This is a genomic window from Bdellovibrio bacteriovorus (genome assembly GCF_001592735.1).
In the GTDB taxonomy this organism is placed as follows: domain Bacteria; phylum Bdellovibrionota; class Bdellovibrionia; order Bdellovibrionales; family Bdellovibrionaceae; genus Bdellovibrio; species Bdellovibrio bacteriovorus_D.
Map to the genome: position 1 here is coordinate 112300 of NZ_LUKE01000001.1, position 14320 is coordinate 126619.

Sequence of the window (14320 nt, forward strand, 5' to 3'; positions counted from 1 at the left end):
TTTAAAGTTCGTGACCATTGCGGATGATTTCTAAGATTTCATCGGCATCTTTACCGTGAGAACAACCGGCGTGATCGTCGACCGGGATTGAGATCTCTGGATCAGCTTCAGAAACGACCGCAACGCCATTATAATCCAAACCTTTAGAACTTAGATAATCTTTGGCCCGGCTGCGAAGGCGTGACATTTGCGATCTTAGATCTTGAAACTTCGTCGAGTATACCGACAATGCCGAATAATCTGCGTAATCAAGATCTTCATAATAAGATCGCTTGAAAGTCGAAATTTCCACATCCAATTGATCAATAAAATCTGCCGTCTTTTTAGCTGAAGAAATCACGTAAGCCGCACCATTTAAACGCTGCTTATCTAAAACCATTTTCAATTGGCCGTTTTCAAGTTTTTCGCCCAGGATGGTTTCAATTGTCATTTCTTCTAAGAAATACTGTTTCACCAGTTCGATCATGGCGTCATTCATGTTTTTCAAAGTGACGTAAGTTTCTTTCACCGCCGTTTTTCGACTTGTGCCCGTCTTATAATCAATTGATCTTTTTTGCGAACCGTAAGTTGAATACAAGCTTAAAGCTTTTGTTTTAATCGCGTCACCCGAAAGGCCTTCTTCTTGAACTTGCGAATCAAACAAGTGATGCATGTATTCATGAACTAAAACCCACTTATTCGCATCAGAACGAACGATGATGGCAGCAAGGCCCTTTGTTGACGGCAGGCTGGTGGAGTTTTTAGAAAGATACAGGCCTAAAACGCCATTGTTTTGGTTAGCTTCACTGAATTTATTTTCTAAGTCAGACGGAGCCGACGGCAGCGCACTTGAAAATCCACACGTGCCCTCTTTGTAAGGACTTGTCTTATAAAAACGCACACCCGTGGTTTCTGCAAAACGAACGACTTCCGAACCGTTGGCCGCTAAAACTGGATTTAGTAAACTGACGTCGTATTTTTTACCGAAGTAGCTGGCTTGAATCTGTTTGTTCGCAGGCTTTACTAAGGCGTTAGGACCTTCACTATATCCATAAAGACAAGAGGCCTCGATGTAACCCGTAAGATCGTCCTTAGGTTTGGTTTCTTTTTTTGAACCACCCAAAGCCGCCATCAAAACTAGTGTATTCGGCGCGCACGCCGTCCCCGATAAACCCACCACAGCAGCCAACGCCATCACTAAAGACTTCGTCATATCCATCCTTCATCCACCTTACATAAATTCGACCGGACGAGTTTTATCGCAAAGTCCGGCCGTTCGGGGAACGAAGTGAGGCGTAAGCATTCTTTTCTTAAGCTGTCCAACGGTTGGACATGAGATCGGCTTTAAAGTCCTTTATTTTCCAGTATAGGCCGTTGTCGATTTATTAGTCATAGCCTCTAAGGCCGTGAAGTGGTCTTGGGTTCTTTGGGTAATACCTTGATAGGCCGCTGAAAGTTCCAAAATCGTTGAAAGATCTGAACGCTGCGCCAGCTTCACCGCTTTTTTAGTCATTTGAACTGCGATCGGTGGGTTTTCAGCAATCTTTACGGCGATCCTTTGAGTTTCGGCTTCAAGATGGGCGGCCTCGGTAAAGTAATTAACCAAGCCCCAATTCTTCACCTCTTCGCCTGAAACCATTTCGCCGGTTAAAGACATTTGCATGGCCTTAGAATAGCCAATCACACGCTGTAAGAAAAAGGCTCCCCCATCACCTGGGACCAGGCCCAATTTCACAAACGTCTCACCAAATTTAGAGTTTTCACACCCCACACGCAGATCACACATCATCGCCAGATCACAACCTGCCCCAATAGCCGCCCCGTTCACCATCGCAATTAAGGGCTTAGAAAACTCTTCCATCACTTTCGGGATTTGCTGGATGCCGTGAATATAGCGCAAGCGCAGCTCGTTGCTTTCACCGGCAAACATACCAGTTTGTGCTTTCATGGCTTTCACATCGCCACCGGCGCAAAAGACATTCCCCTGCCCACGAATCACGACCACGCGAATGTTGGGATCTTGATCGGCTTCACGCAAAACTGTGGTTAACGAGGTCACCATTTCTAACGAAATAGCATTGCTAAATTCTTGGTTATCAAGACTGAGCCACAAAACAGAGTCGGCACGACTCGCTTTAAGATGAGTAAAAATCTGCGAATAAAATCCCATTGAAAAACTCCGACACGTTCAAAGTTTGTTTTCAGTTGTATCTTAAGTCCTAAACCATATTTTATTCAAGGAACTAAAAAATAAAAAAAGGCCCCCTTTATGGGAGCCTTTTAGACTTCTTATTTCTGTCTCTGATTTACTATTGGCAGAACGGAAGATCTGGTTGGATTTGGCAGATGATTTGGCAAAGTTGTGGATCGCCAAGTGGGCATTCGCCGGGTTCACCTGGGTTGCCTGGATCGCCACCACCCGGAGGTTGTGAAGGTGGATTTGAAGATTTAGCACCCACGTTCATATTCAATGTCGAAGCCGTTTTTCCGTCAGCATCAGTCACTGTGATCACAGTGGAACCGTTAGATACTGCCGTGAAAGTTCCGTTGTCAGAAACTGTGGCTACAGAAGCATTGCTAGAAGCAAACTTAAATGGCGCTTTACCATTTAGAACTTGCAACGGCAAAGTTTCAGAAGTTTTAACAGTCGCTGCAGAAGGAACGATCGTCATTTTTTTAGACATAACTGCATCAACCGCACCGTAAGCGTCTACGCGGCAGTTACAAGCCGTTTCGATAGCTACTTTAGCACCTGTTGTTTGCAAGATCGCGCGGATCTGTGCACCAGTTAGTGATTTATCTTGAGACTTCATCAAAGCCACAAGACCCGAAACTAGCGGAGTTGCCATTGAAGTCCCAGAAAGGTTTCCGTACTTATTGTTTGGCAAAGTGGACATGATGTTTTCGCCTGGAGCTGCTACGTGAACAGTCGCTGTTCCATAGTTTGACCAAGATGGTTTCGCGTCACCTGAACCAGAAGCTGCTACGGTGATAGAGTTCGGGAATCCGTTGTTTGCTGGATACATTTCAGTCACGTCGTTGTTTTTACCATCGTTCGCCGCTGCCGCTACGAAGATGATACCCGCGTCGTCAGCACGTTTCACGGCTTCAACTAGTGGTTGAGCTTGTGAACGAGACACTGCTGCACCCCAAGAAGCAGAGATCACGTCAACTTTTTTCTCAATCGCGTAATCGATCGCTTTGATCGCGTTGTTAAGGTCACCAGAACCACGCTCATCTAAGAAACGCAAAGGCATCATAGAGATGTCTGGAGCCAAACCAACGATACCACCGTCGATCAAACCCGTCGCGCCAACAGCACCGGCACAGTGAGTACCGTGACCAGGATTTTGGAAACCCGTTTTATCCATTGGATCTGCATCGTTTTCAGCAAAGTCGTAACCTGGAACCATGTTTGGAGCCAAGTTCGGATGGCGATAATCAACGCCCGTGTCAATAACTGCAACTAGAACAGATTTGTTCCCTTTGTTACCAGCACGTTGCCAAGCTTTTTCAGCTTGAACTTTAGAAATCGCCCATTGTTCTTTCAAAGCCGCCGCATCAACTGGTGCGGTGAAAGCATGGATCTTAAAGTTCGGCACAACATACTCAACACCTGGTTGAGACAGAAGACTTGCTAAGGCTTGAGCTTCGTGTTTTTTGTTGATGTCTACTTTTACAAGATTTGCACGTTCGTTGTGATCCGTCATTTGGATCGTCGCTACTTTCGTAGCTGTCATTGTAGTGATCATGTTAAGAGCGCCAGTATTGGTGTATTTCACCAAATACTCTCCGGCAAAAGCCTGAGACCCTAACAACAATGCACCTAAAAATAATGCACGTTTCATATTAAACCCCCTCCGTGGTGAAAAAATCATATTCAGATTTGCAACGCGATGGACAGGAAAATCTTTTAAAATCTTAAATTACTTTGACACGAACCAGCGAACATTGAACCCAGCGCTGATGTTTTTAAGAATGAATAACTTTGATTTTCAATACGACAACGCTAGAGGTCACGATGGATTTTGTTCACGCAATTATACTTGGAATAGTGGAAGGGATTACCGAATTTCTTCCGATCTCATCGACCGGCCACATGATTATTGCCAGCTCCTTGATGGGAATTGAAGACAATCAATTCACCAAAGCTTTTGAAGTCATCATTCAATTCGGAGCCATTTTGTCCGTTCTGGTTTTATACTGGAAACGCTTTTTACCGAACTGGAGCTTCTATAAAAAACTCTTCGTGGCATTTTTGCCGATCGCGATTATTGGTTTTTTTGCCAAAGATCTCGTCGAACATATGTTAGGAAGTGTTCAAGTTGTTGCGTGGTCCTTAATTATCGGTGGTGTTATTTTAGTGTGGTCTGACAGATGGTTTTCTCATCTGACCACCGAAGGGCAAGGGCGTACATTTAAGGACATGAATTACTTTGATTCCGTTAAACTGGGACTTTTTCAAGCCATCGCCATGATCCCCGGTGTGTCCAGATCAGGAGCCACTATTATGGGTGGCCTGACACTTGGCATGAACAAAAAAGAAGCAGCTGAATTTTCATTTTTCTTAGCTGTCCCCACAATGGCCGCAGCCTGCGGATACAAACTTTTAAAAATCTATAAGACCATCGACGCCGCACAAATCAATCTGCTTTTGGTCGGTGGATTTGTGGCTTTTGTGGTGGCGATGCTTGCGATCAAATTTTTTATCGGTATAGTAGCTCGCTATGGATTTCGCGGGTTTGGCTATTACCGCATTGTTCTGGGTCTCGTGATTTTGGTCATGATTTATTCTGGAATCGAGTTAAAGCTTACATAACACTTAATAAGGGAGCACACGATGGATAAGGGGTTGGTCAAAGAATCTTCGGTTGTAAGTCATGATTTAGCAGAGCTCTTTAATCAAACAGCCTTCCTTATGCCGAACTGGAAATGGTTCGGTTTAGCCCTTGTTATTGTCCTCGGTTTTTTTCTTCATCCCGTCTTTAAGTTTGTCCTGCGACAAATTAAAAATCACAATCCCATTGCACGACGTTTCCCGGACAGCTTTACCGGGCACATCGTGACTCAACCCATTGAACGTCCTATCGCGTGGTTATTAACCATCGCCCTTTGGCTGATCGGCGGCAATGCTATCGGGTTGCCGGAAAAATTAAATCGCTATTACGACAATACACTGACCTTCTTTTTAGCGATCAACATCATCGTCCTTTTATTTTACTGCGTGGATGCGATGAAAGATGTACTGACTAAAGTCAGCATCAAAAACTCAAGCTCTTACAACTATGGCGGGCAGCTGATCCCCTATGCCTCAAAGGCCTTGAAGGTTTTAATTTTTGTTCTAGGAGTCCTGATCGCGTTGCAAAGCTTCGGACTGAATGTGATGTCACTGCTAGCGGGTCTTGGTTTAGGGGGCTTGGCTTTAGCTCTGGCCGCCCAAGACACGGCCGCCAATGTGTTTGGTTCGGTCTCTATCATGCTGGACAATCCCTTTAAGGTGGGGGACTGGATCAAAACAAAAGACACCGAAGGAACCGTTGAAGAAATCGGTTTTCGTTCCACTCGCATTCGCACGTTTTATAACTCGGTGGTGACTTTACCTAATGCCACTATCGCAAAAGAACTTATCGACAACATGGGCGTTCGGCCCGCTCGCCGCATTCGTCAGGTTTTAGGCATTACCTACGAAACACCCATCCCGATGATCACAAAGTTCTGCGATCAAGTGCGAGAGAAAATTAAGTCTCACGATAAGGTAAATCCCGACACGGTCACCGTGGCGTTTAATAATTTTAATCAGTCGTCCTTAGATGTTTTAGTGAATTTTCACATTCATGTGTACACGGGGCCTGAGGAGCTTGAACTGCAGCAGAACATTTTCTTAGAAATTCTGCAAATCGCCGCAGACTTGAATGTCGAGTTTGCTTACCCAACTCAAACGACTTACTCAAAAGATGCGCCACCGCCGATGGCCAAAAATGATTTCGTCCCCTCGCCTCAAGCTTAGTTTGTAAAAGAAAACGCACACTGTGACCGCTCATCTTGCGCAATGCGCCGATGCAGGACGGTGTGCTTTTCGTTCTCAAAGCTCTTAGTATCGTGGGAATGCGACCCTACGAAATACTCCGCCATCCACGAATTCGAAGTGCTCAAGATAAATTATTACTCAATTTGCCGTTTTGGATCGCCGCCGGACTGACGGCTTTGATCTCGGTCTTTTACACCCAAGTTTTTAAAATCTGCGAAGAATGGGCTATCGAAAATGCACATTCACCTTGGATTTATGCCACCGCCCCGCTCGCCCTTTTGGCGTCATTTTTAATCGGTCACTTTTTTTCTAAAGAAGCCCTGGGCAGCGGAATTCCTCAAGTCATCGCGGCGGTTGAGATGTCGCCCACAAGACATCCTTATCTGGAAAAACTCTTAAGCATTAAAATGGTGATCGTCAAAATCGTGGGTTCTTGTGTGTGTGTTTTAGGAGGCGGCGTTTCGGGGCGCGAAGGGCCGACTTTACAAATTTCCACCGCCGTATTTTATCAACTGTCGCGCTTTTGGCCCAAAAAACTTCCTCAACCTCAACTTCCCGCAATGATTTTGGCCGGCGGTGCGGGGGGACTAGCTTCGGCCTTTAATACTCCCTTGGGCGGTATCGTCTTTGCGATCGAAGAACTTTCAAAGTCGCACATCAGCCTTGTGCGAACCGCCGTCTTTCAAGCGGTCATCATCGCGGGTTTATCGGCACAACTTTTTTTAGGGAATTATCTTTACCTGGGAGATTCCAGTTTTGGAACTTTCCCGGCCGCCGTCTTATACCAAACCGTCATCATCGCGGGCCTGGTCGGCCTTACGGGAGCGGCCTTTGCTGAAGGCCTTTTTCGTATTGCGACATGGAGGGCGCAAAAATCTTTATCATTTAAAATTATCATGACCCTGGCCTGCGGTCTGCTGCTAAGCCTGACCATCTATCTTTGTGGTGCTCATACGGTCGGCGCGGGAAAAGGAGTGATGGTTGAACTTTTAAAAAATCCCACGGCCACCGCCGATCCTCTTTTACCGATAGCGCGCATTTTCGGGAATTTCTTTACTTATATTGGGGGAGTCATCGGTGGCGTCTTTGCTCCCGCACTCGCAAGTGGTGCGACGATGGGACAATTTTTAAGTCAACTTTTTGGCTTTGCAAATGTCAAACTGATGATCATGGTGGGGATGGTGGCTTTTTTGACAGGCATCACTCGCACGCCTTTTACTTCCTTTGTGTTAGTTTTAGAAATGAGCGATTCCCATGAGATCATTCTTTATTTAATGATCTCTTCGATGGTGGCCAACGTGGCCGCCCGAGCGGTCAACAACAAAGGCTTTTATGAAATGGCGGCTCACGGGATTATTTCAGCCAACCCACCTCCGGCGGCTGAAAAAGCATAAAAGCAGTGCTTTGACGGTATTGTCCAAAAAATTGACACTTTTTGCGGGGGTCGCGAATGTTTTTCAAGCGACCCACAAAGCTTCCACATCTGTGCTATAAAGACCTTCGCTTCGGAGGTTTTATAAATGAAAAATTCCTTCCAAAAATTCTTGGGTGTTCTTTTAGTTACCACCACGATCGTGGCTTGTAATAAAGACGACTCTAAAAACGGTGGTGATTTACGCCCCTTAAATGTCACGACGGCAAATATTGTCGGCGCTTGGGAGATCGAAACGCAAACCGCCGATGTTCGCACCAGCGTTCCTAACACCAAATCACAATTTGAAATTACGGACACCACCATTGCGGCGATTCAAAGCTCCGGCAATCGCGTCCTGTGGAATCGCAGTGCGGATTACGTTTTACAAAACGGACGTATCATCACCCAAAACGTCGATAAAAATATCTTACCTGATTTAGATATTCTAAAAATCACGGAAAGCACGATGCAAGTACGTGCCTTGGTGACAAACGGATCAGCAAATCAAGAATTAATCTGGTCATTGAAGCGTATTGATCCCTCACTGCTTGTGGGGGGTTCAACAGGTCCGACCCGTCCCGGCGGTTCTTGGGAAGAATCCGTGCAAATGGAAATGGTCACGCCGACTTTGAAGTTCAACTATCAGGATTCATTCAAAGGCCGTCGCCAACAAAGAAGTCCTTTGAGTTGTTCTTATGATCGTGAAACTAGCACTTTTGATCTTGATTTAACGGCCTACCGCCGCGGTTCAGATCGTCGTGATGACCGCGACGTCGAAGCGCAAGTGTCGCTCACGGGCCGTGATGTGGTGTTTGATTTTTCAAGACGTCATGAATCAGTGAACTTTTCAATCGTGAATCCCCGTCGCCAACAACGACCGGCGTTTGTGGCGACTTACAATCCCCAAGGTGGCAGAAAAATTTATTTCAGCACCACACGCGAGAGCCGTTGCAACGTAACCCTGACTCGCCAAGGTAAGATGGTCAGCTTCGAAGCCATGTGCCGCGAGCTTGACGCCAATGGCGACCGCTTAGAGGGCCGTGCGCGCATCAGCTTGAAAGGTTCTTGTTCATTGTAAGATTAAAAAGTCGTGGGCTTTCTGGTTTTAAAACCAGGTTCACGACTTTGATTTTTTTCTTTTTTTGCATCTCTTGCACCAGGTAATGCCGATGACAGTCTGATTCATCGGCTTCATAACAAAGTAATACCAGCTTTTTTTTAAGTATCAGCTTTTTGAGCTCTGCGATTTCTTCTGAAACTTCAGGCAACACTTTCTTAACATAGTCCTTAAACATTTTATCGCGCGTGATGATCTTCGCCTTAGCTTCTTTACGCCATAAAGTTGGCACCCCCAAGGAAGGCCAATGAGTGTACTCAATGCCTTCTTTAGCTAGCTCCTCTGCCAGGCGTTTCTTGGAAAAACCTTTTTTACCGCTCACAGGATTTTTTCGAATATCTGCCAGGTGCTCAATGCCGTTTTCCTTAAGCCCCGCTACAAATTGGTTAATATCGCAGCCTTCGTATCCCACGGTGAAAAGTTTTGCCATGCCCGACACTCCTACACTCTTGAGATCATAGCTCTGATTGTGTCCCGGCGCGGAATAAAACTTTGAGGTCTTTTAACAAAAAACCCCGGGATTCTCCCCGAGGTTTTAATCGAAATTAATTTAACTGTGTCTTCTGACTATTTTTTCTTTTTCTTAGTTTTATCCGTCAAACCAGATTCAGCACGAATCTTCGCGGTTTCAAGTTTCGCTTTTTCTGTTTCGGTTTCGGCTCTGGCCGTTTCAAGCTTCACTTTTGATTCATCCGCTTTATCTGCGGCGGCTTCGGCCAGCTTTTCTAACTTCGCTGCTTCGGATTTAGCTTTTTCCGCTTCTTCACGCAAACGCTTCATTTCGGCTTCACCACGGGCTGTTTCCGCCTCGTGATCGGCGATGGCTTTTTTAGATTTCGCGATCGCCATAGTAGCCTCTGCTTGCTCTTTACGAAGAGTATTGCGGTTGGCTTCTAATTCTTGGCGGATTTTCGCTGCGGCTTGACGCGCTTTTTCTTCTTCTTTGCGGATCTCTTCTGATTTTTTTCTTTCGGACTCTGCTTGTTTCACCGCTTCTTTAGAAGCTTCTTGAGAAGCCGCTAATTCTTTTTGTAACTTTTCAGTCATCGCCTTGGCTTGTTCGTCTTGAACTTTCAAGCGCGCTATTTCGGCCTCCGCTTTGGCTTTATCCGCTTCCGCACGAGCGATATCTTGTTTTGCTTTCGCTTCGCGAGATTTAGCTTCCGCCACCGCTTTTTCCGTCAGCAGTTTCGTTTTCGCTAAATTCTGCTCAGCTTTTTGCAATTCCATTTTAGCGTTATCAGCTTCTTTAGTGGCCTTGGCTCCCTCTTCGTGAGCCGCATTGGCTTTTTTCTCTTGGTCTTTCGCTTGATCGCCAATTTCCTTGGCTTTGCTTTCAGCGTCTTTGCGCGCTTTTAAAGCTTCATCTTTATCTTTTTGTGCTTTTTGAGTTTTTTCTTGAGCGGCTTTAATACGCGCCTCGGAAGAAGCTTGTTCTTTTTCGGCAACGGCTTTTTGGCGTTCGAAATCGGCGATCTCGGCCTTCATCTTAGCCACATCACGCTCACCTTCAGCTTGTTCCTTTTTTGCTTCCGCTTCCATAGAGCGAGCTTTGGCAATTTGGCTTTGCGCCTCAGAACGAATTTTATCGCGCTTACGACGTTCATCGTCGGCTCTTTTTTTAGCCTCAATAGCTTCAGCTTTGGCAGATTCTGCGTCGGCCATGGCCTCTTCCGCGTCGATCTGTGCGCTGTCTGCTTGTGCGTGGGCAAACTGTGGTGTTTGCGCCATCAATGCTGCCAAAATCAAAATCCCAAAAGCTTTAAACATCAGATGTCTCCTTAAGATGTAAAACAACAGAACTAAGACTATATTGATTTTTGGGAAAAAAAAAGACGACCAGGATTGGGGGGGAGGGTCCTGGCCGCCATGGGGGGGTATCTTTCCTTATTGCAAGGGGGCTGCCATGATCAAATATTCGTCAAAACCCCTTAAATTCGCTCTTAGCCCAATACCTCTGTCGAGCTTTTTTACAGAAAGCGCCCAAGGCCGTCCCCGGTTTGCTTATTTCGAAAGCAAGAAATCTAGCCGAGGGTCTCGCTTAAGAATTCGCCTAAATCTTCAAATAATTTTAAACCTGTCTCATTACCAATGTCCCATTGCTGGACTCGACATAAACGACCTTCATTCCCTAACCTGTAAAGACATGACATTTATCTTAAAGACTCTTTTTTGCTTCCTGGTCACCACCTCACCTGCTTGGGCATTGCATATCATGTTAGACCCTGGCCATGGTGGCATCGATACGGGAGCCGTGTATGGTTCGGCCAAAGAAGCCGATCTGGTTTTAAAAGTCGCCCAACGTCTTAAAACTTTGTTAGAGCAAGATCCTGACTTTAAGGTCTCTATCACCCGCACCGCAGATCGCGTGGTGGCTCTGCCCGCTCGGGTGAAGTTGGCGGAACAAGTCAAAGCCGAACTGTTTGTGAGCTTACACGCTAACGCGGCCACCGACCCCCGAGCCAAAGGAGTGGAGTTCTTTTTTCAGAATCATTTACCCCCCGATGAAGAAAGTCTTTTTTTAGCCAGCCAAGAAAATCAGTTGATGATCAACGCCAAAGAAATCAATGAAATTTCAGGGGGCGATGATCTGTCAAAAAAAGGCGACGTCGCCGCCATCGTGGAAGACTTGCAACGACAAAATCGCATCAACAGCAGCTTGCGTTTAACCCAAACTTTGACACGCGTATGGCGCCAGGACAAAGACTCAACCCATGCGGCCATCAAGCAAGCACCGTTTTACGTGATCTCTAAAACTTCGATGCCTTCAGTTTTAATTGAAATTGGTTTTTTAAGTAATCCGCGTGAAGCCAAAAAACTTTTAAACGCGGACTATCAGAAGGATTTAGCGCAGAAGATTTATTCTGCGCTCGTGAGCTATAAAGAAAAGATCGAAAAAGTTCCCGCAAAAATCACCGTGAACTAATTCTTAATAATATTCGTCGTAGACTTTCCACTTACCGTTCGTGCAAATCACACGGCGGTAAACGTTGCGATCATTCGCGTTGTCGCGCTCTTGCCATAACTCTTTACGACCCTCCGCACAGCGCGATTTAGGATTGTAAACATAATCTGACAAATCATAATAGCTGCCATTTTGACAGGTGCGTACGATGGTGACTGATTGGTCGTTGATATTATCACGTTCTGTGAAACTAGCGCGTTGGCCTTCCACGCAGCGACGTGGGGCCGCGTAAGCAGCGCGCTGACGAAGTCCGCCCCCGCCAGAGCCCCCACCACCTACTGTTTGGGCGAATGTGCTTGGAATAATAAACATCACCAATAAAATCGGTAATAAGATCTTTGCGATCATGTGAGGTCTTCCTTTTCGGCGTTACGAGCCATTTTCTTTTTCATTTCCATTTCAATAACGCCGGTGTGAGTCCATGAGAACAGGACATCATTGTCTTCGCGAGTCGTTAATGAGTTTTCGTGTAAATCCCGCAAAGCGCTATTCACCTTGCTAACAAACTGTCGGATATGCTGACGGCTTGTCACCAACGACAGCGTGTCGTATTCATACGATCTAGCATCGGAAAGATGCGCGATAATACTGATGGTCATGGCTAAGTAGTCTTTAACGGAGATATCACCCAGACTTAAAAATTCGAAATGAGTTTCTATGCGACCGTCAGCGCGCAAGTGCCATAACCCTGAACGCAATAAACGTGTCGTGAAGTCATGATAGGCTTCCTCATCAATTCCTAATTTTTTGGCCGCTTTTTTTAACGCTTCGGTTTCTGGTGCAAGTCCCGGCAAAATACTAAACAGCGAGAACTGATAGTTCTGGCGAATCATCTCTTTGGTCGACTCTAGAATTTCTTCTGTCGTCTGGCCCTCGAAAGCGAGTGTGCTGGGGATATTACTTAGACCCCAAGACGTTAACGATTCGGAGGATGGATTGTTTTTTGTATTCATCAAGTCGTCCTATCGTAGCTAACATGCGACTTTCAGTCCCTGGTGCTTTCAAAGCGGAACCACCCAGTTCTTTGATACGCTCTTCTAACATTCCTTCCACGTCCACGCCCAAAATACCCAATAACATGAGCAATCGGTCGGAACGCATCTCAACCTTCCCTTGAAAGTAAAGATTCATTTGGCTGGGTTGGATATCCAAACTGTCGGCCAAATCTTTCTGACGAATCCCCATTAAGGAACAAGCCTCGCGCACGCGCGCCATAAACTCATCACCCCTAGAAGGAGATTTAAAAGATTCTCGATTCATCCGACACCCATTAGCGATGTTTACTCGCAAACACAACTGTAAAATTTTCTAATCCATCGCAGAATTGCCTAAGATCGAAAATAGAAAAGGGAGAAGTGGCTTCTCCCTTTTCTTTGCAAAAAGCTAATAATTGAACTTTGCAGGTAACGATCAATTAGTTTGCTTTGACCCATTTGCCAGCGCGGCAAACTTTAGACACATAAACCGTGTTGTCTGTTGAATTATCACGGTAAGAGTCAAGGAAACGAGCGCCTTCTTTGCAACGGTTTTTTGGAACGCGAACGTAAGCCGCGCGCTCTTCAGCCGTCATGTATGAGCCGTTAACACAAACACGGTGTGTAGTGACGTTTTGGTCGTTAACATTGTCACGCTCTGTGAAAGAAGTTGTTTGACCTTCTTTACAAGCAGGACCTGGATTGCGAACGTAAGCCGCACGTTCAGCATCCGTCATGTAAGAACCGTTTTTGCAAACGCGGAACTCGGTCACTGTTTGGTCGTTGATGTTGTCACGGTGAGTGAAAGTCGCTTTTGTACCTTCAACACATGGTTTTGCCATCGCTACAGAAGCTCCGAAAAGAGCCATTACTAGAACTAGTGCTTTCATTTTACTTCTCCCATTAGGTTGGTTTGTTTGTTCTCTTCTTTGTGAGGAAAGGTTTATTCCCGAAAAATGGAACTCACAAACGCAGACACGCAGCTGCAAAATAATCGAAAACGATAACGAAAAATGCCTAAACCACTGATTTGACTCGATGTCGGTTTAAGAAATGATAGACACTTTGGCCACCAAGCATTAGATTGTGAGCATTACACAAGGATAATACATGCGCACTGACGGACGTCTCTTTGATCAATTACGTGAAATTAAAATCACCCCGAATGTTTCTGAATATGCAGAAGGTTCTTGCATTGTCGAGTTCGGCAGAACTCGCGTTTTGTGCACAGCCACTTACGAACCCAAAGCTCCGCAATGGTTGATGGGGTCCGGCGCTGGCTGGGTGACGGCCGAGTACGGCATGCTTCCTCGCTCAACACACACTCGTATTAAGCGTGAAAAATCAATGACCGGGGGTCGCACCCAAGAAATCTCTCGCTTGATTGGCCGCTCTTTGCGAGCCGCCGTCAATTTAAAACTTTTAGGTGAACGTCAAATCATCGTCGACTGTGACGTATTAAACGCCGATGGCGGCACTCGCACGGCTTCCGTGACCGGCGGCTATGTCGCTTTGGCTTTAGCTTGTAAAAAACTTTTAGCGGTCAGCGAAATCAAAGCTATGCCGTTAGTAAATTACGTTTCAGCGATCAGCGTGGGACTTCACAACGAAAACATTCTTTTGGACTTAAATTACGAAGAAGACTCGGCCATTGGCACTGATATGAATTTCGTGATGACCGGTAGCGGTCAATTTGTGGAAGTTCAAGGAACAGCGGAACACACTCCGTTTTCGCGTCAGCAGCTAAATGCGATGATGGATGTGGCTGAAAAAGGCTGTAAAGAGCTTTTCATTCACCAAGCCGCCGTGATGGGCGAAATTTACCGTTTGGCCGGAAAGTAGG

Annotated in this window: 15 protein-coding genes; 6 read left to right on the forward strand and 9 right to left on the reverse strand. The window is 45.8% G+C overall.

The window, feature by feature from the left end; genetic code table 11:
• Position 1: 1 nt before the first annotated feature.
• The 3 genes from AZI86_RS00510 to AZI86_RS00520 all read right to left on the reverse strand — a co-directional run bounded on the left by AZI86_RS00510 (position 2) and on the right by AZI86_RS00520 (position 3827).
• Positions 2-1192, reverse strand: a complete 1191-nt coding sequence (locus tag AZI86_RS00510; protein WP_157684582.1) for a hypothetical protein — start codon at positions 1190-1192, stop codon at positions 2-4.
• Between the two features lie 141 nt (positions 1193-1333).
• Positions 1334-2149 (reverse strand): enoyl-CoA hydratase-related protein, encoded by an 816-nt coding sequence (locus AZI86_RS00515; RefSeq protein WP_061833140.1) that lies wholly within the window; start codon positions 2147-2149, stop codon positions 1334-1336.
• 139 nt (positions 2150-2288) lie between these two features.
• Positions 2289-3827, reverse strand: a complete 1539-nt coding sequence (locus AZI86_RS00520) for a S8 family serine peptidase (protein ID WP_061833141.1) — start codon at positions 3825-3827, stop codon at positions 2289-2291.
• Positions 3828-4000: 173 nt separating this feature from the next.
• On the opposite strand from AZI86_RS00520, the gene AZI86_RS00525 reads away from it, so the two are divergent.
• From AZI86_RS00525 to AZI86_RS00540, 4 genes are all read left to right on the forward strand, one after another.
• Complete coding sequence (locus AZI86_RS00525; RefSeq protein WP_061833142.1) at positions 4001-4798, forward strand: undecaprenyl-diphosphate phosphatase; 798 nt, start codon at positions 4001-4003, stop codon at positions 4796-4798.
• 21 nt (positions 4799-4819) lie between these two features.
• A complete protein-coding gene (locus AZI86_RS00530; RefSeq protein WP_253715513.1) occupies positions 4820-5986 on the forward strand; it encodes a mechanosensitive ion channel family protein in 1167 nt (388 codons plus the stop codon).
• 164 nt (positions 5987-6150) lie between these two features.
• Positions 6151-7401, forward strand: coding sequence for a chloride channel protein (locus AZI86_RS00535; RefSeq protein ID WP_157684583.1), 1251 nt, complete (start codon positions 6151-6153; stop codon positions 7399-7401).
• A 126-nt stretch (positions 7402-7527) separates the two neighbouring features.
• Positions 7528-8499, forward strand: coding sequence for a hypothetical protein (locus tag AZI86_RS00540; protein ID WP_061833145.1), 972 nt, complete (start codon positions 7528-7530; stop codon positions 8497-8499).
• Here AZI86_RS00540 and AZI86_RS00545 read toward each other — a convergent pair.
• Positions 8471-8968, reverse strand: a complete 498-nt coding sequence (locus AZI86_RS00545) for a DUF488 domain-containing protein (RefSeq protein ID WP_061833146.1) — start codon at positions 8966-8968, stop codon at positions 8471-8473. The two genes, AZI86_RS00540 and AZI86_RS00545, sit on opposite strands and share 29 nt — an antisense overlap.
• A gap of 137 nt (positions 8969-9105) precedes the next feature.
• A complete protein-coding gene (locus tag AZI86_RS00550) occupies positions 9106-10308 on the reverse strand; it encodes a hypothetical protein (protein WP_061833147.1) in 1203 nt (400 codons plus the stop codon).
• A 376-nt stretch (positions 10309-10684) separates the two neighbouring features.
• Here AZI86_RS00550 and AZI86_RS00555 point away from each other — a divergent pair, with 376 nt between their 5' ends.
• Positions 10685-11464, forward strand: a complete 780-nt coding sequence (locus tag AZI86_RS00555) for an N-acetylmuramoyl-L-alanine amidase family protein (RefSeq protein WP_061833148.1) — start codon at positions 10685-10687, stop codon at positions 11462-11464.
• A gap of 3 nt (positions 11465-11467) precedes the next feature.
• Here the strand turns inward: AZI86_RS00555 and AZI86_RS00560 are convergent, their stop codons facing one another.
• The 4 genes from AZI86_RS00560 to AZI86_RS00575 all read right to left on the reverse strand — a co-directional run bounded on the left by AZI86_RS00560 (position 11468) and on the right by AZI86_RS00575 (position 13367).
• Positions 11468-11851, reverse strand: coding sequence for a hypothetical protein (locus AZI86_RS00560; protein WP_061833149.1), 384 nt, complete (start codon positions 11849-11851; stop codon positions 11468-11470).
• Complete coding sequence (locus AZI86_RS00565; protein WP_157684584.1) at positions 11848-12456, reverse strand: hypothetical protein; 609 nt, start codon at positions 12454-12456, stop codon at positions 11848-11850. The genes AZI86_RS00560 and AZI86_RS00565 overlap by 4 nt, the downstream gene beginning before the upstream one ends.
• Complete coding sequence (locus AZI86_RS00570; protein WP_061833151.1) at positions 12401-12763, reverse strand: helix-turn-helix domain-containing protein; 363 nt, start codon at positions 12761-12763, stop codon at positions 12401-12403. The genes AZI86_RS00565 and AZI86_RS00570 overlap by 56 nt, the downstream gene beginning before the upstream one ends.
• A 154-nt stretch (positions 12764-12917) precedes the next feature.
• Positions 12918-13367, reverse strand: a complete 450-nt coding sequence (locus AZI86_RS00575) for a hypothetical protein (protein ID WP_061833152.1) — start codon at positions 13365-13367, stop codon at positions 12918-12920.
• A gap of 220 nt (positions 13368-13587) precedes the next feature.
• Between AZI86_RS00575 and rph the strand changes: the two genes are divergently transcribed.
• Positions 13588-14319 (forward strand): ribonuclease PH, encoded by a 732-nt coding sequence (gene rph / locus AZI86_RS00580; protein ID WP_061833153.1) that lies wholly within the window; start codon positions 13588-13590, stop codon positions 14317-14319.
• Position 14320 lies beyond the last annotated feature (1 nt).

Bases quoted from the DNA above. Each gene is read 5' to 3' on its own strand.
- AZI86_RS00510 (WP_157684582.1), bottom strand. From the start codon at position 1,192: ATGACGAAGTCTTTAGTGATGGCGTTGGCTGCTGTGGTGGGTTTATCG.
- AZI86_RS00550 (WP_061833147.1), bottom strand. From the start codon at position 10,308: ATGTTTAAAGCTTTTGGGATTTTGATTTTGGCAGCATTGATGGCGCAA.
- rph (WP_061833153.1), top strand. From the start codon at position 13,588: ATGCGCACTGACGGACGTCTCTTTGATCAATTACGTGAAATTAAAATC.
- AZI86_RS00530 (WP_253715513.1), top strand. From the start codon at position 4,820: ATGGATAAGGGGTTGGTCAAAGAATCTTCGGTTGTAAGTCATGATTTA.
- AZI86_RS00570 (WP_061833151.1), bottom strand. From the start codon at position 12,763: ATGAATCGAGAATCTTTTAAATCTCCTTCTAGGGGTGATGAGTTTATG.
- AZI86_RS00525 (WP_061833142.1), top strand. From the start codon at position 4,001: ATGGATTTTGTTCACGCAATTATACTTGGAATAGTGGAAGGGATTACC.
- AZI86_RS00575 (WP_061833152.1), bottom strand. From the start codon at position 13,367: ATGAAAGCACTAGTTCTAGTAATGGCTCTTTTCGGAGCTTCTGTAGCG.
- AZI86_RS00540 (WP_061833145.1), top strand. From the start codon at position 7,528: ATGAAAAATTCCTTCCAAAAATTCTTGGGTGTTCTTTTAGTTACCACC.
- AZI86_RS00555 (WP_061833148.1), top strand. From the start codon at position 10,685: ATGACATTTATCTTAAAGACTCTTTTTTGCTTCCTGGTCACCACCTCA.
- AZI86_RS00545 (WP_061833146.1), bottom strand. From the start codon at position 8,968: ATGGCAAAACTTTTCACCGTGGGATACGAAGGCTGCGATATTAACCAA.
- AZI86_RS00520 (WP_061833141.1), bottom strand. From the start codon at position 3,827: ATGAAACGTGCATTATTTTTAGGTGCATTGTTGTTAGGGTCTCAGGCT.
- AZI86_RS00565 (WP_157684584.1), bottom strand. From the start codon at position 12,456: ATGAATACAAAAAACAATCCATCCTCCGAATCGTTAACGTCTTGGGGT.
- AZI86_RS00515 (WP_061833140.1), bottom strand. From the start codon at position 2,149: ATGGGATTTTATTCGCAGATTTTTACTCATCTTAAAGCGAGTCGTGCC.
- AZI86_RS00560 (WP_061833149.1), bottom strand. From the start codon at position 11,851: ATGATCGCAAAGATCTTATTACCGATTTTATTGGTGATGTTTATTATT.